The sequence below is a fragment of the Paraglaciecola sp. L1A13 genome (assembly GCF_009796745.1).
Taxonomy (GTDB): domain Bacteria; phylum Pseudomonadota; class Gammaproteobacteria; order Enterobacterales; family Alteromonadaceae; genus Paraglaciecola.
In genome coordinates, this window is the sequence record NZ_CP047024.1 from 460,177 (window position 1) to 481,186 (window position 21,010).

General features: G+C 41.0%; 23 protein-coding genes and 1 pseudogene. 14 read left to right on the forward strand and 10 right to left on the reverse strand.

The window, feature by feature from the left end; translation table 11 throughout:
• Positions 1-162: 162 nt before the first annotated feature.
• Positions 163-921: an MBL fold metallo-hydrolase gene (locus tag GQR89_RS01855; RefSeq protein WP_158768481.1), complete on the forward strand. Its 759-nt coding sequence runs from the start codon at positions 163-165 to the stop codon at positions 919-921.
• Positions 922-1,089: 168 nt separating this feature from the next.
• On the opposite strand, the gene GQR89_RS21670 is transcribed toward GQR89_RS01855, so the two are convergent.
• A complete protein-coding gene (locus tag GQR89_RS21670) occupies positions 1,090-1,254 on the reverse strand; it encodes a hypothetical protein (RefSeq protein WP_158768482.1) in 165 nt (54 codons plus the stop codon).
• A 97-nt stretch (positions 1,255-1,351) separates the two neighbouring features.
• On the opposite strand from GQR89_RS21670, the gene GQR89_RS01865 reads away from it, so the two are divergent.
• Positions 1,352-2,239 (forward strand): LysR family transcriptional regulator, encoded by an 888-nt coding sequence (locus tag GQR89_RS01865; protein ID WP_158768483.1) that lies wholly within the window; start codon positions 1,352-1,354, stop codon positions 2,237-2,239.
• Between the two features lie 20 nt (positions 2,240-2,259).
• Here GQR89_RS01865 and GQR89_RS01870 read toward each other — a convergent pair whose 3' ends face one another.
• The 4 genes from GQR89_RS01870 to GQR89_RS01885 form a co-directional block, all read right to left on the reverse strand.
• Positions 2,260-4,782, reverse strand: coding sequence for a response regulator (locus GQR89_RS01870; RefSeq protein WP_158768484.1), 2,523 nt, complete (start codon positions 4,780-4,782; stop codon positions 2,260-2,262).
• Between the two features lie 514 nt (positions 4,783-5,296).
• Complete coding sequence (locus tag GQR89_RS01875; RefSeq protein ID WP_158768485.1) at positions 5,297-6,001, reverse strand: DUF445 family protein; 705 nt, start codon at positions 5,999-6,001, stop codon at positions 5,297-5,299.
• 705 nt (positions 6,002-6,706) lie between these two features.
• Positions 6,707-7,138 (reverse strand): universal stress protein, encoded by a 432-nt coding sequence (locus GQR89_RS01880; RefSeq protein ID WP_158768486.1) that lies wholly within the window; start codon positions 7,136-7,138, stop codon positions 6,707-6,709.
• A gap of 432 nt (positions 7,139-7,570) precedes the next feature.
• Positions 7,571-8,140: a helix-turn-helix domain-containing protein gene (locus GQR89_RS01885; RefSeq protein ID WP_158768487.1), complete on the reverse strand. Its 570-nt coding sequence runs from the start codon at positions 8,138-8,140 to the stop codon at positions 7,571-7,573.
• Between the two features lie 103 nt (positions 8,141-8,243).
• Here GQR89_RS01885 and GQR89_RS01890 point away from each other — a divergent pair, with 103 nt between their 5' ends.
• The 4 genes from GQR89_RS01890 (at position 8,244) to map (ending at position 10,764) form a co-directional block, all read left to right on the forward strand.
• Positions 8,244-8,984 carry an SDR family NAD(P)-dependent oxidoreductase gene (locus GQR89_RS01890; protein ID WP_158768488.1) on the forward strand — a complete coding sequence of 247 codons (741 nt, stop codon included), beginning with the start codon at positions 8,244-8,246 and terminating at the stop codon, positions 8,982-8,984.
• Positions 8,981-9,436: a cupin domain-containing protein gene (locus tag GQR89_RS01895; protein ID WP_158768489.1), complete on the forward strand. Its 456-nt coding sequence runs from the start codon at positions 8,981-8,983 to the stop codon at positions 9,434-9,436. The genes GQR89_RS01890 and GQR89_RS01895 overlap by 4 nt, the downstream gene beginning before the upstream one ends.
• 343 nt (positions 9,437-9,779) lie before the next feature.
• A complete protein-coding gene (locus GQR89_RS01900; RefSeq protein WP_158768490.1) occupies positions 9,780-9,986 on the forward strand; it encodes a ParD-like family protein in 207 nt (68 codons plus the stop codon).
• Between the two features lies 1 nt (position 9,987).
• Positions 9,988-10,764: a type I methionyl aminopeptidase gene (gene map, locus GQR89_RS01905; RefSeq protein ID WP_158768491.1), complete on the forward strand. Its 777-nt coding sequence runs from the start codon at positions 9,988-9,990 to the stop codon at positions 10,762-10,764.
• A gap of 442 nt (positions 10,765-11,206) precedes the next feature.
• Here the strand turns inward: map and GQR89_RS01910 are convergent, their stop codons facing one another.
• Positions 11,207-11,704: a hypothetical protein gene (locus GQR89_RS01910; protein WP_158768492.1), complete on the reverse strand. Its 498-nt coding sequence runs from the start codon at positions 11,702-11,704 to the stop codon at positions 11,207-11,209.
• Between the two features lie 364 nt (positions 11,705-12,068).
• Positions 12,069-12,209, reverse strand: a pseudogene (locus GQR89_RS21675) (transposase); the annotation flags it as partial.
• A gap of 221 nt (positions 12,210-12,430) precedes the next feature.
• On the opposite strand from GQR89_RS21675, the gene GQR89_RS01915 reads away from it, so the two are divergent.
• Both GQR89_RS01915 and GQR89_RS01920 read left to right on the forward strand, forming a co-directional pair.
• Positions 12,431-13,459, forward strand: a complete 1,029-nt coding sequence (locus GQR89_RS01915; RefSeq protein ID WP_158768493.1) for an AI-2E family transporter — start codon at positions 12,431-12,433, stop codon at positions 13,457-13,459.
• Positions 13,460-13,540: 81 nt separating this feature from the next.
• On the forward strand, positions 13,541-14,065 hold the full coding sequence (locus GQR89_RS01920) for a DUF421 domain-containing protein (RefSeq protein ID WP_158768494.1): 525 nt from the start codon (positions 13,541-13,543) through the stop codon (positions 14,063-14,065).
• Positions 14,066-14,094: 29 nt separating this feature from the next.
• Here the strand turns inward: GQR89_RS01920 and GQR89_RS21415 are convergent, their stop codons facing one another.
• Together GQR89_RS21415 and GQR89_RS21420 are read right to left on the reverse strand one after the other, a co-directional pair.
• A complete protein-coding gene (locus GQR89_RS21415) occupies positions 14,095-14,574 on the reverse strand; it encodes a hypothetical protein (RefSeq protein WP_233269052.1) in 480 nt (159 codons plus the stop codon).
• Between the two features lie 54 nt (positions 14,575-14,628).
• A complete protein-coding gene (locus GQR89_RS21420; protein ID WP_233269053.1) occupies positions 14,629-14,946 on the reverse strand; it encodes a hypothetical protein in 318 nt (105 codons plus the stop codon).
• A gap of 238 nt (positions 14,947-15,184) precedes the next feature.
• Between GQR89_RS21420 and GQR89_RS01930 the strand changes: the two genes are divergently transcribed.
• The 3 genes from GQR89_RS01930 to GQR89_RS01935 all read left to right on the forward strand — a co-directional run bounded on the left by GQR89_RS01930 (position 15,185) and on the right by GQR89_RS01935 (position 16,956).
• Positions 15,185-15,415 carry a hypothetical protein gene (locus tag GQR89_RS01930; RefSeq protein ID WP_158768495.1) on the forward strand — a complete coding sequence of 77 codons (231 nt, stop codon included), beginning with the start codon at positions 15,185-15,187 and terminating at the stop codon, positions 15,413-15,415.
• Positions 15,416-15,818: 403 nt separating this feature from the next.
• Entirely contained in the window at positions 15,819-15,995 is a 177-nt protein-coding gene (locus GQR89_RS21255) for a hypothetical protein (protein WP_199271363.1), read from the forward strand.
• A gap of 61 nt (positions 15,996-16,056) precedes the next feature.
• Positions 16,057-16,956 carry an SDR family oxidoreductase gene (locus tag GQR89_RS01935; protein ID WP_158768496.1) on the forward strand — a complete coding sequence of 300 codons (900 nt, stop codon included), beginning with the start codon at positions 16,057-16,059 and terminating at the stop codon, positions 16,954-16,956.
• A gap of 489 nt (positions 16,957-17,445) precedes the next feature.
• On the opposite strand, the gene GQR89_RS01940 is transcribed toward GQR89_RS01935, so the two are convergent.
• Entirely contained in the window at positions 17,446-18,339 is an 894-nt protein-coding gene (locus GQR89_RS01940) for a TauD/TfdA family dioxygenase (RefSeq protein WP_158768497.1), read from the reverse strand.
• 156 nt (positions 18,340-18,495) lie between these two features.
• Here GQR89_RS01940 and GQR89_RS01945 point away from each other — a divergent pair, with 156 nt between their 5' ends.
• The 3 genes from GQR89_RS01945 to GQR89_RS01955 all read left to right on the forward strand — a co-directional run bounded on the left by GQR89_RS01945 (position 18,496) and on the right by GQR89_RS01955 (position 20,899).
• Positions 18,496-19,485, forward strand: a complete 990-nt coding sequence (locus GQR89_RS01945) for an AraC family transcriptional regulator (RefSeq protein WP_158768498.1) — start codon at positions 18,496-18,498, stop codon at positions 19,483-19,485.
• 725 nt (positions 19,486-20,210) lie between these two features.
• Complete coding sequence (locus GQR89_RS01950) at positions 20,211-20,504, forward strand: hypothetical protein (protein ID WP_158768499.1); 294 nt, start codon at positions 20,211-20,213, stop codon at positions 20,502-20,504.
• A gap of 89 nt (positions 20,505-20,593) precedes the next feature.
• Positions 20,594-20,899, forward strand: coding sequence for a hypothetical protein (locus GQR89_RS01955; RefSeq protein WP_158768500.1), 306 nt, complete (start codon positions 20,594-20,596; stop codon positions 20,897-20,899).
• The last annotated feature ends 111 nt before the right edge of the window (positions 20,900-21,010 follow it).

Here is a 21,010-nt window from a genome sequence, read left to right on the forward strand (position 1 = left end):
AGTAAGAAAACATTATCAAGCTAAATACCCCTGCAGGTATGAAAGTTACATCCTTATATTGATTTTTTTGGGTTAACTATTTAAAACAAAAAGTATGCTGTAGTGCTTTGGCAACGTATGGTGCAGTGGGATAAAAATTAGTTAATAAGAGCGGTTGTATTTATGAAGTTACATCACTTACCAGGCTATATTCAGTCTATTTATTTGGTTGAGTATCCAAATGGCCTGATGCTACTTGATGGATGTACTCGTGCGGATGTAGATACCCTAAAAGCATTTATTATCGATGAGCTGAATCGTCCTTTTACTGATTTAAAAACCGTGATGGTGACCCATATGCATCCTGATCATGCAGGCGCTGCGCATGAATTGCGACGCTTAACTGGATGTGAAATTGTATCTGCAGATGCAGAGCATTCTTGGTACAAAGGCGTCAGTGGTTGGTTAATGTACTTAACGGATATTACGCTGGCACGTTGGGTCGCAGGGCGGCTGGGGCGTAAACGTAAAAGTTTGTGGTACGCTAAAACGCTAAAACCCGATATAAAATTAACCGACAAGCAAGTTATCCCTGGGTTTGATGAGTGGTGTGTTTTTGAAACGCCAGGGCATACTGACCGAGACTTATCTATTATGCATATGCCGAGTCGGCGAATGTATGTGGCGGATTTAGTGGTCAAAGTAAAAAAACGCTTTATCCCACCCTTTCCGGTTTTTTTCCCAGAACTGTATGGTCATTCAGTTGAGCGGCTAATCGATATTCAGCCCCATTCGTTATTACTTGCCCATGGCGGCGAAGTACAGCTTAACGATGAAGACTATGCGCATTTACGCTTATGTGTGCCTAAGGGGCCGCAAACACCTTGGCGTTTCGTTAAAGGCAAGGTTAAACGTGCGTTGAAAATTAAGAAGGCGAGATAGTCATTTGATTCAAGTCACGTTATAAAAAGCCCAAAACGCATTTAGGTTTCGGGCTTAACGTTAGACTCGCAAATAGCCGCTGGTAATACCGGTATTGCCTAATAAAAAGCGGGTATCGAGTATTTGGTCTTAAAATGAAAAATCACCGACTTGCACAAAATCCCTTGTTTACTGTGTTTCAAGCTGCCCTAAGCGCAGGTTTTTACTTTCTTGTTCTAACCTAGCCTGAGCATTTTTGTCCTGCCAATCAGCTTCGAGTAAAAATTCGAGCTCGCGTTTATTACCAATTAGCGGGGACTCTAAGTTATGTCGTTTAGCTATATATCCCTTCAATTGAGGTGCGATAAACGGATAATAGTCATAATAACCCAGTAAAAATAATGCTATATTTTTAGTATTCCATGAATTTTACTCATAGGTTTATTAGCCAATGCTTGAACGACATCACTTAGCCATTATTCATGCTGTGGATAAACATGGCACCTTAACTGAAGCTGCGAATGCCTTGTATCTCACGCAATCGGCGCTGAGTCATGGTATTAAAAAACTAGAAGCGCATTTGGGGGCACCAGTATGGCAAAAAGACGGTCGCCGATTGCGCTTAACACAGGCGGGACAAGGCTTATTAAACTTAGCGAACCGGGTATTACCGCAATTTGAGCATAGTGAGCAGTTGATTAAACAAATTGCCCAAGGACAACGCGGTTCGCTGCGTATCGGCATGGAATGTCATCCATGCTATCAATGGTTACTAAAAGTCGTCGCGCCATTTCTTAATCAGTACCCTGATGTGGACGTGGACGTGCGTCAAGCATTTCAGTTCGGCGGTCTAGGTGCATTACTTGGTTATGATATCGATATGTTAATCACCCCTGACCCATTATTTCAAAAGGGCTTAGAGTATCTTCCCGTATTTAACTATGAACATGTTTTAGTGGTAGCGCATGGACACCCTTTAGCCAGCCAACGTTTTGCTAAGCCACAAGATTTGAATAACGAAGTGCTGATTACCTATCCAGTTGAAGCGAGTCGGTTAGATATTTTCAGTCAGTTTTTAACTCCAGCTGGGGCAGGGGTCAAAAGGCATCGAACCATTGAAACGACTGAAATCATGTTACAAATGGTCAGTGCTGGACGCGGCGTTTCTGCCTTGCCAAAATGGCTGGTGGAACAACACCAGAAAGACTTACCGATAGTTCCGGTCAGATTAGGTCAACAGGGCATTTTTAAAGATATTCATGTGGGCTTTCGAGCTGGCGAAGCGCGCCCTGAATATCAGAACGCGTTTATTGAAATGGCTAAACAGACCCGCAACTAAGTGTAACGGGCCGTTTACCATTAGTCTCTGTGAGTTAGCCGTAAAATACACTCAACAATTTGGTCTCTATCGTAAGGCTTGCCCAAATGTTCGTTCATGCCCTGCTGCAAATATTTCTCTTTATCTTGCTCAAGCACATTCGCGGTCAAGGCAACAATAGGTAAACTCTTCATGGCGAGATCTTGGCGAATAACTTTTAGGGCGTCTAACCCATCCATAATTGGCATGTTGATATCCATTAAAATAATATCAACATGCTCCGCGCGCGCTAGTTCATCAATACAATGCTGCCCGTCATTGGCCGGGATCACCGTTGCACCTTCTTGTGTTAACAGTTCACAAATAATTTCTTGGTTGATCATGTTGTCTTCGGCGACTATTACAACCAGTCCATCTAAAGTGGATTCTAGCGTGTTGGTCATGGGAATAGTGTCATTGCCCTCGATAATATGAAACAACTCTTCATTGCGGCACGGTTTGCTCAGAATACGTTCAACGGTGAAATGCTGGGTCATGCGGGTGATGCTTTTGCCATCATAAGCAGTTAAAACCAATATTCGACTGGTGATTTTTTTGTCTAAGTGCTGCAAGCGAGTCAAAAATGCAAGGCCGCCCATTTGTGGCATTACCCAATCGAGTAATATAACGTCTGGCTGGTCTTCCTCAATTAATGCATCAAGGGCATCGTTGGCGAAGTGATAGCCGCTAACGGTCGCCCCCATGCTCGTTAGTGCGTGTTCGAGCATTGTTAGAGAAATAGGGTTATCGTCGATAACCATAACCCTTTGAGGTTTTGATAATTTTTTGGGGTGATCTGGTGCGGTAATGATCAGATTATTCAGCTTCAAATTTACTTGAGCTGTAAAACAGCTGCCGATACCTAACTGACTACTTACGGTAATTTCCCCACCCATTAACTTGCATAATGCTTGACTAATAGACAGCCCTAAGCCGCCATTAACGTTTTTCTGTTTGCTTAGTGGCTGACCCTTATTGAACAGTCTAGATATGTCATCATTGCCGATGCCAGAACCTGTGTCGGTCACCATAAAGGTGAGTTGATATTCGCTGTTAATTGACGAGGTAGGTTGGTCTTGCTCAGCACTCATAATCAGATGGATATGCCCGCTGGTAGTATGCTCAATAGCATTAATGCACAAATTGAGCATGATTTCACTAAGTCGTCGACTATCGCCGATCAGATCGCAATGCACATTATGGGGAACAGTAATATTAAATGCTAAACCTTTGTCTTGTGCTTCTTTAGACAGCATAGCGTACAAGCCATCAACGACTTCATGCAGTGAAAATGGAAGCTCGACTAATCGCAACTCACCTGACTCCAGTAGCGCGTAATCTGATAAATCACCCAATACTGCATTCAAATGTTGGGCGGATGCATTTATCTTACGTAAGTAATCCTGTTGTTTAAGGGATAGTTCGGTCTGCATACATAGATCGGTCATGCCGATAATACCGTTTACTGGCGTGCGTATTTGATGACCCAGCGTCGTCATAAACTGGGTTTTGCCCCCTAGTGCTCGTTCTGCGGACTTTTGACTGTCAAGCAAGGCTGCTTGAGTGCGACTGAGTTGTGCCTGTTTATTGGTCAATTCTTCAGCTTGATCCAAAAAGCGTTGATGCAATTGCCTATGATGGATCAAACCCGAGCGTAATAAATAGCTGACAAGCAAACAACCTAAAATAGCGAGCGTCAAATAAACATAATGAAACCAATCGACAGGCTGTAAGTTGGCATTTGGTGGATAAACCCAAAGCTGCCATTGCTGTCCAAGAATGCTAAGCGGAACATTTAAATTTGGTATATCTGACCGCTGTGTATCATTTATGGGAATATCCGCCAGCATTTTATCGTCGGGATAAGCATAGTGGTTGTGCTCATGATCTTCTAAAACATAAGCGTAATTCTCATTATAAAGCTCTTGAGGCAATGCTTGCGTCAAAGAAGCGACTCGGTGCGTTGTGATCAAATACGCTCTTTCGTCCTGATTGGCTGGGCGAGCTATAGGTTGAACAATAACAAATATTGGAAGTTTCCCTTGGGCCGTTGGCGAAGGAATAATAGGGGAGACAACTATTTCGTTACGAATGCGTGCTTGAGCTAAAAAGGGGGTGATGACATCGCCAACGATTGAGCCTGGCAATGACAGACCTATTTCAGGTGAAAAATGAAAGCGAGGGATCTGAATATCACTCGCTTTTGCAAAGTTAAGCAAATAAATATCGCTAACATCTTGCGGTTTTGGGTATACCAGTTGGATAAAATTTCTTAACTCAGATTCGGCTAGAGTCGTGTTGCTACTGATCGCTTGAGATAGTTTGCTACTGCGCGAAATCGTTTGTTGTAATGCAATATCGTACCGGGCAACAAATTGTTGAAGATGATGTTGAGCATGACCAAGTTCTTGATCACGATAAGTTGACACGCCCGTATTAAAAAGTTGTAGTGCAATGATACTTCCAACTACAAACGTCAATATAAAAACGGCATTGGCCATTCTACCACTAGCAAGATACTTCATTCCATGTCATCCACTTCAGCGTAAAATAATTCAGCTTCGGGCAGTTCATTTGCCTCAAAATACCGATATCTGAACCGTACTCCTCGGATGACTAAATATCAATAATTGCGTAGTAAATTAGTCTAACTTAAGGGTTTTTTTTAGAAAAAAGGAAAAAGGCAGATATTTCTTTTGAAATATCTGCCATGGATGTGACACCAAGCCAGGACCAGTGAAACTCAGTATCAAACAGGCAGGGTTAATTTAATCTAAATGAGAATTATTTGCAAGTGAGCGTGAGAATTAATTTAACTATTTTTTAGCTTAGCAGGCAAGCGAACTAGCACGAGTTGTTCACATACCTATTGTTGCCGCTTCTTATTAAAACAGCAGTAACGAGCGGGAACATAAAAGCCAAGTAGAATATGAAATTTCGCAGCACTGTGAAAGGTAATCGACTATGACTAAAGGCTGGGCAAGGTACGCCGCAAACTGATTAAGCATGTTTACGGCTAAATAACGTTAAATTGCTGGGTTAAGCGACTAATAAAATAGTGATTAATCCAATTAGACCACCAAACACGCCGCCCCATACGACCAACCAACCTAAATGTTTTTTAATCATGGTTTGAATGATCTCTTTGACCATTTTTGGGGTCAATTCATTTAAACGCTGCTCGACAATAGACTCAATTTTTTGTTGCACATCGTGCATCACATCTGGCTGTTCAAGCTGACTACTTAACAGGCTTAAAAAGCGTTCGTCTTGGCTGATACCAATTAACGACTCTTTCATTTTTGCAACGAAGGGTTGTTTAAGAGGAGTAAGCGCTTCAGCCCCGCCAAACATGCCCAACATACTGCCAAAAGAAGACGCGTTAATCACCTCTACCAAAGAATCAAATGTTGGCTCTAAGTCGACCTTTTCCAGCACTGGTGCTAGGTCCAGCTTAAGTTGTTGGTTATCACTACTTAGAAAACGAGCAATATTTTGCTCAGTGAAAAATTGAGTCATCATTAAATCGCGTATACCGGCTTTAAAATCCTCAAAGCGCAATGGGATAACACCTGAGCCGTAAAGTAACGGGACTCTTTCAAATAGCATATATATCGCGAGCCAGTTCGTGATTGCCCCAGACAAAGCGAATATGCCCACTGTAGTAATAATCGAATTTTCTAACACTAGGCCAAGTATCAACAATATCAAGGCAACAGCATTGGTTAGCATACTTTTATTCAAGTTCACTCCTTATGATAGCGACGTACACGGTCGCTAAATACACAAATTAGGGATAGATCGGCGCTATGCTAACAAGGTGTTAGGCCAAGTGACAACAGCTTTTATTATCGATTTTTGGCACAACACTTATGTCGTGGTTTTGCAGTAAGTTAAAGCCTGTGTGTTGAGGCTAAATATCGACCTTTATATTAGAAAGGGCAGTTGGCGTTTTTTAAAAAGTCTGTGCGAATGAATTAAATTTTGAAACTGCATCCAACCTGAACCTATCATTTTGTATCCGCAGATTTTTGCTTAATATCGTGCCGTTTGAAATTGAGACAGCCCGAAATTCAAACACCTCAACGTCAACTGGACTGCCGCGAGAGCGGCAGTACTGAGAAGGCAGACGGTAAGGGTTTTTTATGCAATTAGTGTTTTATACCTCTTGCGGACCTTCATTATTGTCTCAATTCAACAGGGAAAAGCCCAAAAAGTACATACTGGTATAGCTAAAGAACTTCACAATGGATGTGTGCACAATGAGTGCAAAAAACTCAACTTCACTGCCATGGATGTTTTAAGTTGACTCTGCTCCCAGTTTTAAACTTTCACCTTTGCGCTGTTAAGCCCCGAGTCTACCGTTACCAAGCGCTCATTTTTTATCCAACTCGGTGTCCACTTTTATCCCGTCTAAAACCACAACGAGACAAGAAATAAACGCCGATTTCATTTGACTACTAACACTGGGCAATCAGATTTTCTGATAATCGATTCTGCAACGTTAACATTTAAAAAATGAGAAAGTCCGGTTCTTCCATGACTAGCAATAACCACCATGCCAATGTCACCGCTGTTAGTCTCGGCCAAAATTTCATTGATGGCATCACCATGTCGAATAACCGTTTCAATCTTTAAATTAGTATTCAATTGACTTAATAATTCGTGCATTTTACTCGCCGCAGCGTCTTCCATATTTTTTGCTAATTCTTGGGGCGTTATCGCAAGGATCATATAATTCTCATCACCTGAAGGCTGCTCGACAACGTGTAAAATACGAATGCCCACTTGATATAAATTCGCCATTTCAATGGCATATTGCAAAGCATGTGATGCAGTATCGGAAAAATCTGTAGGCCATAAAATATTACGTGTTCGCATATTACTCTCCTTCACAATATAAAAAGTGTTTTTCAATGACATTACAAGCTTCACTAAAACAGACTCGACGCCATCTCAGCGGATTGAGTATAGTCAGTATTAAAAAGTCTTTTAGTGATCATAATCAATTCAACAACAATCTAGACACCTAAAGTTAAATAAACCGAACACCTTATGTTTGTTGATTAGGCTGCGATTGCGTGCCTTATGACTTTGGGTGTTGTTGTTTCTTTTCCAAGATACTCAATATTTAGAATAACTGGGGCTGACCATTCGGTGAAAGCTCAAAGCAGCTAGTCTGGTTAGTGCCATTAGCAGAAATAGAGAAGGGTTTTGGTGACAGGCAGCTTAGAGCCTAAAAGCGGTCGTAGAGCATTCAATTTTGTTCGTAGTTCTTATCCCAGTAAATTATTCCTTAGCAAATGCTACTCGTTAGTAAACTACAAAAAAACTCCCCTTCGCTAATCCGTTTTTCAACTCGCTTTCGAACCTGTGGGGAGTGCTCGCCGCAAAGGTAACTAGTTCCTTCTCTCTAATAATCATTTTCTTTGAGGACAATTGAAGCGTTAAAGATCCGGAATCTAACCAAATACTTTTTGTGGAGCCTTTAATATTGGCAGCAAAAGCCGTTCTTCCAGTAAAACGAAAATAAAAGTGATAGATTTCTGTGCATGTTTGTTTTTGATGCTTTTGCAGTAAGTGACAAACAAACGGACTATCTGGTTTGCTAATTTTGTTAGCTTCATTCGGAACGTTAACGGAAATCGACTCTCCTTGATCAGGAGGCTGAACTAGATCTCTCAAATCAATATCCATTGAAGAAGCTAATTTTTGCAATACCATCAGTGTCGGACTCGTAGTTGAAGACTCGATTTGAGAAATCATCGAACGGCTCACTCCGGACAGGTTAGCCAGAGTTTGTAGGCTTAAGCCATTTGCTTGCCTGTAGTTGCGAATAAACACACCTATATACTCAAATTTGTCTTTGTCTTCTTTTGTCATTACATCAGCCATATCCGTTATATTGGAAATATCACACTATATGAAATACAAATTAATACAAATTGGATATGTTTGAGCCTTGTTAAAGAAAACGGGTTTTAAAATGAAGCAACTTAATGTAGTCATTACTGGTGCTAATTCGGGTATAGGGTTGGAAACAACTAAGAAATATTTGTCTTTAGGTCACCATGTATATGCAATTTCTAGAAACGTAGACGTTTTAATAAATTTAAATGCTGAATATTCTGAATCTTTACATGTTCATCGTTGCGATGTCAGCAAGGTTCATGAGTTAGAAACGTTTTACAGTGCGCTGTCTAGCCGGGACATCAAGATTGATATTCTGATTGCTAATGCAGGTATTGCTGTAACTGAAGAATTGACAAATGTTACAGAAAAAAGTTTCGAAGCTTCATTTGATATCAATGTTAAAGGCCTGTTCTTCACAGTGCAAAAATCGCTCCCCCTCCTAGGTGATGGGGCTTCAATTGCACTTATAGGTTCAATTCAATCGAATCGGGGTAGCGGACCATGGGCTATTTATGGCGCGACTAAGGCGGCTGTTCGCTCACTGACTCGTTCTTTCTCACAAGAGCTAGGTTCAAAGGGTATACGAGTAAATTGTTTATCTCCCGGTGTTACAGAAACACCTATTTTAGAAAAATTTGGATATGAGGATGATGTTTTGAAGGATGTCATCAGTCATGTTAAAGCCAATACGCCACTTGGACGCCTTGCTACATCAAAAGAGATAGCTAATTCGATTTGTTTCATATGCTCGGACGAAGCAAGTTTTATTAATGGTGTAGACCTTCAAGTTGACGGAGGCTTAGCGCAGATATGAAGACTATTTTCGTTTCTTTCTTTTTCACTGTAAGTTGCTTGTTTTCAACAGCAACTTACAGTGAATCGATAAAGCCCCAAAAGCCAGCTCAAATAGAGTTTTCAATTTTACAGAAGAGTTCTATGAGTTGGGATTCTGGAACGCTACCCAAATATCTCGATAAGCGTCCAGAAATTACTATTATAAAAGTTGTAATCCCATCGAAAACAAGTATTGCAACTCACAAGCATGACTTGATTAACTTTGGCTATTTAGTAAGAGGACAGCTAAGCCTTACATCAGATGGTGGACAAACTATTACTCTCAATGAGGGCGATACGATTATTGAGTTGGTGAATAGCTGGCATAGTGCGAAAAATGAGGGTTTAACAGAAGTTGAAATTATAGTGTTTTATTTAGGACCCTCAACTAGTCCACTAGCAATTTATAAAGACGCAATTAAAGACGACTGATTCTGTCTTTGTACTTAATTTTTTGAGTAAACTATTAGTAAAAGCGAGTACAAGATGAATGACAGCTATCTTGGGCAGAGCAGTCACAAGGGAATTGAATCAGGCAGCTTCGAGCCTAAAAGCGTTCAGTTGAGGGTTAAACCTGACTGAGAAGTTTGTGCCAATTGCAGGCATTGCCGAGCGATAACAAGTCTGCTTCAAATTAGCAGAAAGGCATCAGTGGAATTTGTAACCTCAATCACCTTTTTTAGCAAAACCTCATGTCTATGATAGTTCTAAACTATTGTAAAGAGTTACACGAGTGTATACACTTCGTATATGTTTTATATATGGTATGTTTATCATGGGAATAATTAAGATCTCCGATGAAGTTCACGATCACGTTCGTCAAAGCTGTCAAGTAATGTCTCGCTCTATAAACGCCCAAGCTGAATTCTGGATTAAAATGGGACGTTTAGCTGAGCTAAATCCTACCGCTACTTTCCAAGAACTTATTGCGAATGAACTCGCTAAATCCACTATCGAAACATCGCTAAAAATTGTGAAGTAGTATGCAAATAAACATTAAAAATTCAGAAGAAATTGAGTTAATGCGTGAGTCAGGAAAACTTTTGGCTCAAGTGTTTAAAATGTTGGATAGTTTTGTAAAAGAAGGCGTTTCAACCTTAGCTATTAATAATCAAGTTGACGATTATATACGTAATACATTAAATGCAAGACCAGCGAGTGTTGGCCAATACGGCTACAAATTCGCTTTAAACTCATCAGTAAATGAGGTCGTTTGTCATGGTGTACCAAACGACAATTATAAGCTGAAACGAAAAGATATCGTTAATCTAGACATTACCTTAGAGAAGAATGGTTTCATCACAGATTCAAGCAAAATGTATATCATGAGTGATGCAAGTCCACTGGCAAAACGACTGGTGGATAAAACGTATGAAGCTATGTGGGCAGGTATTAGAAAAGTTAAACCCGGTGCAACATTAGGCGATATAGGTGCGGCTATACAAAGTTTAGCAGAGAAGGAAGGGTACTCTGTTGTGAAAGAATATTGTGGGCATGGCATAGGTCGAGAAATGCATGAAGACCCTCAAGTTCTGCACTATGGAAAGACGGGAACGGGAGTATGTTTGTTAGAAGGAATGACCTTTACCATTGAGCCTATGATCAATCAAGGTAGGGCAAAAACGAAGACCAAAAAGGATGGATGGACGGTTATCACCGCGGATAGAAAGCTCTCTTCGCAGTGGGAACATACAATCTTAGTGACCCAAACAGGTTATGAAGTCCTAACACTTCGGGATGAAGAATCTGCTCTAATTTAGTAAAAGCATGTTTCGACTATGCGGGCTTCTCGCTCAAAACGGACATAAGGGTATATGTTCCTGATGAACGCTTTCTACTATAACCCGCCTGATTAATAGCATAGTAACTATGCTTAAAACCTAATACTTTAATAGACCCGCACAAGACAAAACCCGCTAAAAGCGGGTTCGTAATTATGGTTTGCAACTGAAAATGCGTAAACCTCACGGTTTTGTGTAGGTCGTTTTCTATCACTTCCATAAAGTTTGAAACTATCGAAACCTGCACTTCAATCCGCACTAAAATGTGTGGTATTAATGTTTGAAACTGATTGGCACTAAACAGTGAAAACTCATCAATCTAAATATGCGGTGTCTAGAGAGTCGGGGGAAGATCAAACCACTTAAGAATTACAATAGTGCGACGTGGTGAACTAAGCTCACCACGCCTTATTCTGTTTTGTTACGCGCTGGCTACTTTCACGTCGTCAAAGTGCTTAAACGTTTCTTTTATTACGTCTTTTTGATCACTGTTATCATAGTGAACTCCGACTAATACAGAACCTTCTTCAATCGCGTCTTCGTAAAATTTCACTTCATGCTCAGGGATCGCTAGGCCTATGGCTCCACCAATAATGCCTCCTGCAGCCGCTCCGGCTCCGCCAGCAGCTAAAGCGGCAACTAATGGACCGCTAGCTAATACACCAACACCTCCTGTCGCGACTACTCCAACAGCAGCAAGGCCACCAACAACCGCCGCCAATATACCACCCGATGAAGCACCTATAGCAACTCCTTCTGGTAATTTAGAATGATCAGTAAGGGCGAAACTGTCTTTGGAAATTGAGTCGTTTGCCACTAACGAAATATTCGCATCGCTGAACCCTTTGTGTTCTAGCATGGTTATGGCTGCACTCGCTTCGGCGGGGTTTTTGAATAGACCTGTAATCACATCACTCATAGCTATCTCCTTTGGTTGAGAGCGTTATTGCTCTTGACTCACGCCTTGATACAGCAACCTTTGAGCCATTAATTTAGGTAGTATTATATTTGGCTCAAGCGGGCGTAAAATAAGGCCAACGCGAATTCATCATAAAAACTAGCGCTTTCAGCGATGGGAATAAATTACCTGTTTAATATGCTAAATCGTGTAAAAAAGTGCCCATAACCACTGATTGTCATGGTGATGCACATATTCTATGAAGTGTCCTTGGGTAATACAGGAGCTTACCCATTGACTGTACTTTGGTACGCTATGACGCGGTCAACATCTATATGACAACCCAGTCCATCTACTTTTTGTAATTTAGCCATTTTAATCGCACCTTTTCATGCTCTTTGATTAAGCGAGTAATTGAATTAGGACTTACTTCCATACTGCGGGTGTTTTCAGCTCGTGTAAATTGCTACTCAAGTACTATGCTGATCGCATCTAACTTAAATTCTTTTACGTATTTTTCGTGCATTTATAGCGAACTACGGTTTTGAGAATCATCGCTCAATTAGAGTGCCCGGATTTGTTGGCCCACTTCAATGTAATTCAACTTCTTTTCAAATTGGCTTGGTCTTTGCTGACTAGGCTTGATATTAATAACTCTAGCTAGGTAATAAAATCATTCTCAAGCGTGACTTACACGTAATGTGATTTTCTATTGAAGCAACACATCTTAAGACATTGGGAGACTAAATGAATTTAAAGTTAGTCGCAAAGCGCACATTCGTTCAGGCTGTTACGATCATTGCAGTAGTACTGTTTACATGGTTGATAATAGAAAACAGCAAAATTTTCCTTATTGCCTTTGGGGGAATATTGATTGCCGTAATGTTTTCCGGCTCAGCTCGATGGTTGGCGAAAAAGACAAATATCACGACTAAAGTATGGCTTCCTATTTCCATGCTTGCTCCTGTATTGCTGTTAGGACTTTTAATGACTTACGCTGCTCCCAAAATATCTACTCAGGCGAATGAATTGGTCGATAGAATGCCTGAAGCACTAGAGTACGTTCGAGGACAATTCACAGAATTCAGCTCAATCGGAAAGTTTAGCGATAATTTAGACAAAATTACCAACTATGATCCAAAGATGAGTACAGTAATGAATGCTGCCTCTGGCTTGTTATCAACAACAATAAACGGCTTGGGGAACTTTGTTTTTGCTATCATTTTGGCGTTATTCTTATCTATAAACCCTAAATGGTATGTCAACGGAAGCCTTAGTTTAGTCCCTCCACAGCATCAGCAAAAAGCGCGAGATCTTCTAGTGAGCTGTGAGACAGCTCTAGCAGGTTGGTTACTTGCTAAATTAGCATCAATGGTTATGGTTGGTCTGTTTACAACTATTGGACTGTGGGCTTTGGGGATAGATTTAGCGTTAATACTAGGGATCATCGCGGCTCTCCTGTCTTTCATTCCTAACCTTGGGCCGCTATTAGCATTTATTCCCGCAGCCCTAGTGAGCATTCTTACCGGTATTGATACATTGTTATACGTTTCTATTTTGTATATGGGAATACAAACTGTGGAAAGTTACGTCCTGACACCAATACTCCAAGCGGAGATTGCAAGCTTACCCCCCGCTTTGGTTCTGTTGGTTCAAGTGTTGTTAGCTAGCATGGTGGGAATGGCCGGTGTGTTACTAGCTGCACCACTTACCGTCTTACTCATTGTTGTTACAAACCAACTTTACGTAAAACGCCTTCAGGGTTATACCGATTAAGGTAATAGTTAGCATATTACATTTAGTTTCTTGGGCGATAAATTTGCATGACACAAATCGCACGTTATTAAGGAGATAGACATGTTTGTTAGCGATCCACTAGTGGACCTTTTCTTGCGAGCAGTGACGTTAACGGGAATTGCTATGTTCTGGGTCGTCTTGCTGGTGCGAGTAAATGGTTTGAGATCGTTTTCTAAGATGACCAACTTTGATTTTGTTATGACGGTCGCCATTGGCTCTTTACTGGCAGGAGCAAGCCAATCAACCGATTGGACTAGTTTTATGCAGACAATACTATCTATGGCGATGCTCTTCACCGTCCAATATACAACTGCAACTATCCGTAAAAAATCAAAAACGTTCGAGTCTATAATGCAAAATCAGCCAGCTTTACTCATGAAAGATGGGGTCATATTGCATGCAGCCTTAAAAGCCACTCGTGTTGCAGAAACTGACCTCATTGCGAAGCTTCGAGAAGCAAATGTTTTAGACCTTGCACAAGTTCGCGCTGTCGTACTTGAAACCACTGGCGACATTTCTGTCATCCATGGCGACAGCTGCTCTGATGAAATATTGCAAGGTGTTAGAATGGTGAAGGGGGAGTAGAAGTAGACAATTAGTAGTCTACTAGTTTGCTAACGTAAATGGTTTTTAACCCAATACTCTTTAATGGCTTTTTCCGCTACGGCACTCAACACATCTCTATTAAGCGCTTCCGAGTAACCCATAGTTGATTTAGCTAATTCTCTATCGACTATTGCTGTCGCTACCAAGTCCACAGCGTCATCTAATGACTTACCCGCTTCGCAATAACGCACGTGATGTTCACAGTTTGAGATATGATCCTTATTTCCAGCGAACCACTTTTTAAAAATTTGCAGCGCTAGTGCCTTGTATCTGGGTTGGTGCCCACCGAAGACGATCATAAAAATTTTAGAGCTAGGATAATCGGCTTTACTGCAGCTCCTTTCGAGGTTACTTACAAGGTTGTCTATTTCATCATTAACGGCTTCGGTCATCAATTTAGCATAAATAGCCTCAAGCTCTTGTTGATACATGCTCATTGCACTGTGGGAAAGCTCATTTGAATGTTCGATTTGTTCTAGCAGTTTCATGGTTATATCGGCTACTTTGCCACCCAGTAAGGTAAGGGCCTGCTTTCGAATTTGTTAAACCCACTTTTTAACCTGATAAACTGTGGTTTCATCTACTGAATGTCTTAGTTGATAGTATACCGCTAAAGTTGCATGACTCATCGCTTTGAGGCTCTGGTAGTGTTCATCATTTATCACATATTCTTTAACTCTACTCCCTTCTTTAACGATAAGTCTGCTATCAATACGGCAAATTAACATAACCTCACCATCATTAATGCTGGTAACAGCTTTTGCTTTCTCAACTTGGTAAAGGCGATGGAATTGTGCATTAATTTTCTCTAACGGATTGCCTTTAGGTTCGTGTATTGAATCTTCAACAGTAATTGCCATGTCTTTCACCTTAAGTCTTCTGTTCTGCACACAATAATATGACCACCTTTATCTTTTACTTTAACGAAAAAAAGCGAATCAACAACAGGCTTTGTGCTTGTTCATTGATTGCTCTTGCCATCACAATAAACGCGATACATAACACATTACGCTAAGAGACATAATTGGTTGTTACGCCTAAGTGGCATACGGTTTGCGTTGTTAATACGGCAAATTAAATAATAACTAGGAGGACATTATGAGTAATCAATTCGATAAAAATAGTATTTCAGAAACATTTGCAGACACCATAAGCGAAGCGGAAAAGCGCAAGTTATACAAAGCGGTTTCCAATCAGCGCCAGAAAGCTGTGAGTACGGTAAATGGGGTCAGCACCTATGTTAAGGCTAATCCGATTAAAACCACTGGACTAGCAGTATTAGGAGGGTTACTAATTACCTCCATTTTAAGAAGCAAATCACACCACTAGTATTAGTGCAATAAGTGCAATAAGTGCAATTAGTGCAGTGGTGCGTCTGTGGTGCTCATCATCCGTACCGCTGCACGCTTACAAGTTCGTCAGTATTAGCATCACTTTCCTCATGTGATTTATGCCACAAATCGCAAAACCTCTACCCTGTAAAATGCTTATTTATAACTTAGCGATGGGAATGAATGTGTAATTTTTTCCTCATCATTAAGCATTATTGACAAGGAGTCTCCCGAACGAATTTTTTCAATATTTAGCTAGGATGCTAATGAACCACTAAAATCGTTATTTCATAATGCTTTCACTACAAATCAAGTCATTTGGCACATCAATTGCTGTTTTCAAAGTGATATGCAAAACATATGAACAGTTGTAGACCTTAAACTATAGAAGGAGATGCAAAGTGAAAACATTCCAAGATAGATATAATCTTCACGTCGATATTGAGCCCATCGAACGTTATGTAGACGGTACATTTCGTAAGCTCAATCGTACTATCCGCTCATTACATAAACCAACACCTAATAATCCTAGAAACAGATTGCAAGATCGTGACTCGGAGCGATTATCAAGCCGTTAATCACTTTCGAATAGATCCTAATCACCTATAACAAACACAGTGTTTGAAGGAGTTTTTGATAATGAAAAACAATCAATATACGATGCAAGATCCTAGAAGCCAATATCAAATGAGCGATACTGAAAAAGACAGCGATCAACCTGACCCCGGCTTAGATGAAATATTACAGCCAAAAGCGGATCATGGTGAAGACACCTATCTTGGAAGTAATAGATTAAAAGACCGAAAAGCATTAATAACGGGAGGGGACTCTGGCATTGGAAGAGCCGTTGCCATTGCTTTTGCAAGAGAAGGGGCGGATGTCGTAATTAACTATTTGCCAAGTGAAGAAGAGGACGCAAGCGATACGCTGGAGATTTTAAGGGCGAGCGGCTGTAACGCTTACGGTATCCCAGGGGATATATCTGATGAAGACTTCTGTAAAAGTTTGGTAACTCAGAGCGTAGAAAATCTCGATTCAATCGATATATTGGTAAACAATGCAGGAAAACAACAGTTTGTCGCTAACCTAGAAGATTTAAGCACCGAACAATTCTGTCAAACTTACGCGACTAACGTGTTTGGTATGTTTTGGATAACCAAAGCTGCGGTTGAACATATGCCGCCAGGTGCAAGCATTATTAATAGTACATCAATTCAGAGTTATCAGCCTTCCGCTGGGCTACTTGATTACGCGTCAACTAAAGGTGCGATCACCAGTTTCACTAAAGGCTTAGCAAAAATGCTGATTGATAAAGGCATCCGGGTTAATGGTGTTGCTCCAGGTCCCATTTGGACACCTCTGCAGCAAAGTGGAGGACAACCAGCTAAAAAATTACCAAAATTTGGTGAGAATGTTCCGATTGGCAGGCCAGGGCAACCTGCTGAATTAGCCCCAGTCTACGTGTATTTGGCTTCGCAAGAATCAAGTTACGTAACAGCTGAAATCATGGGTGTGACAGGTGGCCAACATCTACCTTAACGATTTTAATATTCATCAGAGCATGGCGGTATGGGCATCTGCAATGATATAGCAGGGATTCAAGTCTCATACCGCTATCAAAGAAAAATTGGCCAGAACAGATCACTTTCCAACATTATTTGAGAAGTTCCGACATTATTTGAATACCACTCCAGTTCCAAACTTTAATTCCAAGTTCCAAACATTAATTCCAAGTTTGTAACTGAAACTGCGTAACCCCCATGGTTTTGTGTAGGCCAATTTTCTGTCACTTGCATAAAGTTTGAAACTATCGAAACCTAAACTTCAATCCTTACTAAAATATGCGGTATTAATGTTTGAAACTGATTGGTGCGAAACAATGCTAACTCATTAATCTAACTATGCGGTGTCTAATATATCGTGGGAGAGTAAGCATCAGCGAAAAGACTTTCATAATGAATGTGTGCGTAATGAGTGCAAAAACTCAAACTCACTGGCGTAAAACTTTTAAGCTGCCTGACCCCAGTTTTACTTTTTGGGGACGCTACCTGCTACGGTCGTTCGATACATTTCCCTGCGCATACCGTGGTAGTCACCCATGGGAAGGTGTAGGGCACAGCGGTTATCCCACATAGCAATAGAACCTTTCTGCCACCGAAAGCGGCAGGTATTAACTGGGTGTTCTATCTGTTTTTTTAGAAAATTTAGTAAGGTGTCGGCCTCATCTTGATGCATTCCTTCAATACCAATACTGTATACGCCGGTTAAGAACAACAGTTTACGACTGGTCACAGGATGACGGCACACCATGGGATGAACAGTAATGTTCAACGCTTCTTCACTCGCAATGACTTCCATATTTTCGTACAAGTCGTGAACACCGGCCATACTCGGAGCATAACCTTGGCGAGCGCTATGAGTCACTTGCAGCGACTCGCATATGCGCCGCATCTCTGGGGATAACATTTCATAAGCTTGGTAGAGGTTAGCAAACATCGTATCTCCACCATAAGGCGGAATATCGTAACCATATAAAATAGTGTACGAAGGAGGGGCTGCTTGAAACGACCAATCACTATGCCAAGCCCCACCAAAAACGTAACCGGTAGATTCATCCGCCTCCTTAACAAGCCGCAATACATGCGGATGGTCTTCCAAACCCGGCACAAACGGGTCTATTCCGTAATCGCCGAAATGTAAGGTGAAGGTTTCCTGATCTTCAATACTCAATTCCTGATCCCTGAAAAATACGACTAAGTGATCAGATAGTGCCTGTTTTATTTCCGCTATTTCGGACGCACTTAGCTGCGTAACGTTTACGTTAAAGATTTCTGCACCCAAAGCTCCCGTCAAGGGGCGAACATCAATGTGTTTATATTGAGCCGATGGTCTGTTGGTTGCTGCATTGGGTGCGATAATCATAAGGAATAATCTCCAGAACGGTTGTTATAGGTGCTTAGTCTTGAACAAAAAAGACACAGACGCCAGTGTGGAAATGGCCGAAATTTGACAGTTTCGGACAAGATCGCTAGTTTAACGACTTTCATCTCACCATTTTCCGTTATAGGGCTGGCTAGTGTGATTGATTGGCAAGGATTAAGAGACACCACTGGTGCATCGATTTTGATAAAAATAGGCCTAGAATTTGGAATGAACTTGACGGACTGCCTAGTCGGCACCGCTATCGATCCCTCTTCTCTAGATGAGCCTCTAGCAAGCATACAGTCATGGCAAGAATTGACACTAATCCGTAACATCCAAAGATTTCGCGGTACGGATGAAGAACTCGGCCTTATAGTTGCGCGCCACTATAATACCTCGGCCATGGGTGTGCTCGGCCAAGCGATGGCAGCCTGTGACACTTTGGAACAAGCGCTACAGCTTACTGAGCGTTATCGCTGGTTTGGCTTGTCATTTAGTCGCTACGAATTGGCATCGACCGAGCAGGAATTTTGTATTAGAGTCAATGACAGTTCTGTTCCGGAAGACTGTCAGCGATTTTGCCAGGAGCGGGGATTAGCTGCTTGTATGTCATTATTTTCCAGCCTTTTACAAGCGCCAGTGTCTGTCAGATCAATCTCGATGAGATCAACCAGACCCACTAAGGCTTATGATGCATATTTTAGGGCCGATGTGTGCTTTGATGCACCCTTTAATCAAATTTCTTTCGACACTGAGATACAAAAGCGAGCGTTACCACAACCCAATAGAAAAATTCGCTTGGCCAGCGAACGGTATTGTGACGAAGTTCTCGCAAAACTCGAGCGTTCACAAACCTTTCTTGGACGTGTCATCGATTTGATAGAAGAATACGGTTTGTCGGTAAATTTTGAGCAAGTAGCCCACAGTTTAAATATTAGCAGTCGCCAACTCAGAAGAAATTTGTCAAAAGAAGGAACGAGCTTTCGGGAGTTATTACTCTCTTCAAAGATGGAAAGGGCTCAATTGTTATTAAAGAGCGGCCTTTCGGTCGAAGAGATAGCTAGACAAGTGGGGTACACTGAGACGGCTAGCTTCTCCAGAGTGTTTAAAGCACGTATAGGCGTTAGCCCAAAACGCTTTCTCTAAACATGGTCGTTTCACCTCGTTTAGCCGCTTTGAAATGGAGCGGACTTTTCATAGCTGATAATTGGCTAAAGAGTCTCAGCGTATGATAAAAGAACGGTGATCTTCCCCTGGCTCTGTAGACACTTTTTACTTGGAAACCTAAGAAAGTCTTCCAAGCTTTAATAACTATAATCTGCTATTTTGAATCGTTCGGCAACAGCCACTTGTAGATCCTATTTTGAAGCGAACTTCACCGTCAGATTAAACGCTCAACCGTCTGTTTTTAGGCTCAAAGTTGCCCGTCGCCTCAGTGCCAATTGCGGACATTCGGCATTAGCTTTTTATGCACCATAAGATCTCATTTAAACGGATTACAAATTCCCTGACTTGCCAATTATCTCGTATTTAAATGCCCTGTATAAAAAAACAGGTATAATCGGATTTAGTGAATAATGCCCATGTCGCTTCCTATTATGTAGTTTTGGTTGGTCTCGCTTTGTTTTTCTTAAAAACGCTAAGTTATTAATTTAACTATGGAAAATATTTTTCACATGGTTTTTAATAGGAAGCAGAAAAGTCTCGTTAAACCGAGGTCTCCTTTTGCTTTTGCAACTTCGAGTGGTTTTACTCGTACGATAGTAAAAATACTGAATAAAATCAGAAGGTAAGAACTTAAAATGACGAAAAAAACTACCGAATCGAGAAGTTACATATACGACATGCTCGATAATAAGCGTTAGGTGCCCATGATGCTTGAAGAGTTTCGATATATTCTTTCTGAGCTCAATGTTGGTCAGCACCCTACTTGGGGAGCTTTTGTTGAGCTAATCGATTTCGAGCATCGCGATTACATCGAAGACGTGTTTATCGAAATATTTGATGTTGAGTATTCTTTCTCAACGAATGAAGATGTCTCAGGTAAGTACATCTTGTACTTCGAGGAAAACGCATCATACGAAAGAGTAAACCGAGTGGTTGAGCAAATTAATGAGTATCACAAAAAGTATGATAAAGAATTTGATTTGCCAAGCAGCACCTAACAAGCCAAGTCAGCGGGAATTTTACTCGCTGAACAACGCTCATAAAATCCCCTGCTTGGGGCGTTATACGTTTTTCAGATTGAGGTGATATGGAAATCAAAGTAGATATATATTCGAACAAGATGGTGCTAAGTTCTGAAGGTCGTAAAATGACGTTTCATTCTAAAGAGCCTTTTACAACCACTAGGCTACTTATCGGTAAATTTTTTGTAGCAGAAAGCTGTCTCAAAAATGCGGTTAAAGAATTCGGTGCAATTGGCTTTTTTAAGCGCGCGCCTAAAATTATTATTCAACCTCATGAGTATCTCGAAGGTGGTTTATCTGAAATAGAAGATCGAGTCCTCCGTGAAATTGCGCTTGGTGCAGGTGCTAGAGAAGTTCATGTAGTGGTGTAATAAACGTATAACAAGTTTATTAAATATCGTTACGGCCAAACAACGGCCTTCACTGGACGCGCAAAAATCGCGCGCCATTTATAAAAAGCGTTAGCTACTAGCACACGGAAA

What these genes read in the sequence shown, in the direction of transcription:
- GQR89_RS01890 (WP_158768488.1), top strand. Translation starts at nt 8,244, where the DNA reads ATGAAGCAACTTAATGTAGTCATTACTGGTGCTAATTCGGGTATAGGG.
- GQR89_RS21415 (WP_233269052.1), bottom strand. Translation starts at nt 14,574, where the DNA reads ATGAAACTGCTAGAACAAATCGAACATTCAAATGAGCTTTCCCACAGT.
- GQR89_RS01910 (WP_158768492.1), bottom strand. Translation starts at nt 11,704, where the DNA reads ATGAGTGATGTGATTACAGGTCTATTCAAAAACCCCGCCGAAGCGAGT.
- GQR89_RS01935 (WP_158768496.1), top strand. Translation starts at nt 16,057, where the DNA reads ATGAAAAACAATCAATATACGATGCAAGATCCTAGAAGCCAATATCAA.
- GQR89_RS01920 (WP_158768494.1), top strand. Translation starts at nt 13,541, where the DNA reads ATGTTTGTTAGCGATCCACTAGTGGACCTTTTCTTGCGAGCAGTGACG.
- map (WP_158768491.1), top strand. Translation starts at nt 9,988, where the DNA reads ATGCAAATAAACATTAAAAATTCAGAAGAAATTGAGTTAATGCGTGAG.
- GQR89_RS01915 (WP_158768493.1), top strand. Translation starts at nt 12,431, where the DNA reads ATGAATTTAAAGTTAGTCGCAAAGCGCACATTCGTTCAGGCTGTTACG.
- GQR89_RS01900 (WP_158768490.1), top strand. Translation starts at nt 9,780, where the DNA reads ATGGGAATAATTAAGATCTCCGATGAAGTTCACGATCACGTTCGTCAA.
- GQR89_RS01885 (WP_158768487.1), bottom strand. Translation starts at nt 8,140, where the DNA reads ATGACAAAAGAAGACAAAGACAAATTTGAGTATATAGGTGTGTTTATT.
- GQR89_RS01940 (WP_158768497.1), bottom strand. Translation starts at nt 18,339, where the DNA reads ATGATTATCGCACCCAATGCAGCAACCAACAGACCATCGGCTCAATAT.
- GQR89_RS01880 (WP_158768486.1), bottom strand. Translation starts at nt 7,138, where the DNA reads ATGCGAACACGTAATATTTTATGGCCTACAGATTTTTCCGATACTGCA.
- GQR89_RS01895 (WP_158768489.1), top strand. Translation starts at nt 8,981, where the DNA reads ATGAAGACTATTTTCGTTTCTTTCTTTTTCACTGTAAGTTGCTTGTTT.
- GQR89_RS01855 (WP_158768481.1), top strand. Translation starts at nt 163, where the DNA reads ATGAAGTTACATCACTTACCAGGCTATATTCAGTCTATTTATTTGGTT.
- GQR89_RS01930 (WP_158768495.1), top strand. Translation starts at nt 15,185, where the DNA reads ATGAGTAATCAATTCGATAAAAATAGTATTTCAGAAACATTTGCAGAC.
- GQR89_RS01950 (WP_158768499.1), top strand. Translation starts at nt 20,211, where the DNA reads ATGATGCTTGAAGAGTTTCGATATATTCTTTCTGAGCTCAATGTTGGT.
- GQR89_RS01870 (WP_158768484.1), bottom strand. Translation starts at nt 4,782, where the DNA reads ATGAAGTATCTTGCTAGTGGTAGAATGGCCAATGCCGTTTTTATATTG.
- GQR89_RS01955 (WP_158768500.1), top strand. Translation starts at nt 20,594, where the DNA reads ATGGAAATCAAAGTAGATATATATTCGAACAAGATGGTGCTAAGTTCT.
- GQR89_RS01865 (WP_158768483.1), top strand. Translation starts at nt 1,352, where the DNA reads ATGCTTGAACGACATCACTTAGCCATTATTCATGCTGTGGATAAACAT.
- GQR89_RS21420 (WP_233269053.1), bottom strand. Translation starts at nt 14,946, where the DNA reads ATGGCAATTACTGTTGAAGATTCAATACACGAACCTAAAGGCAATCCG.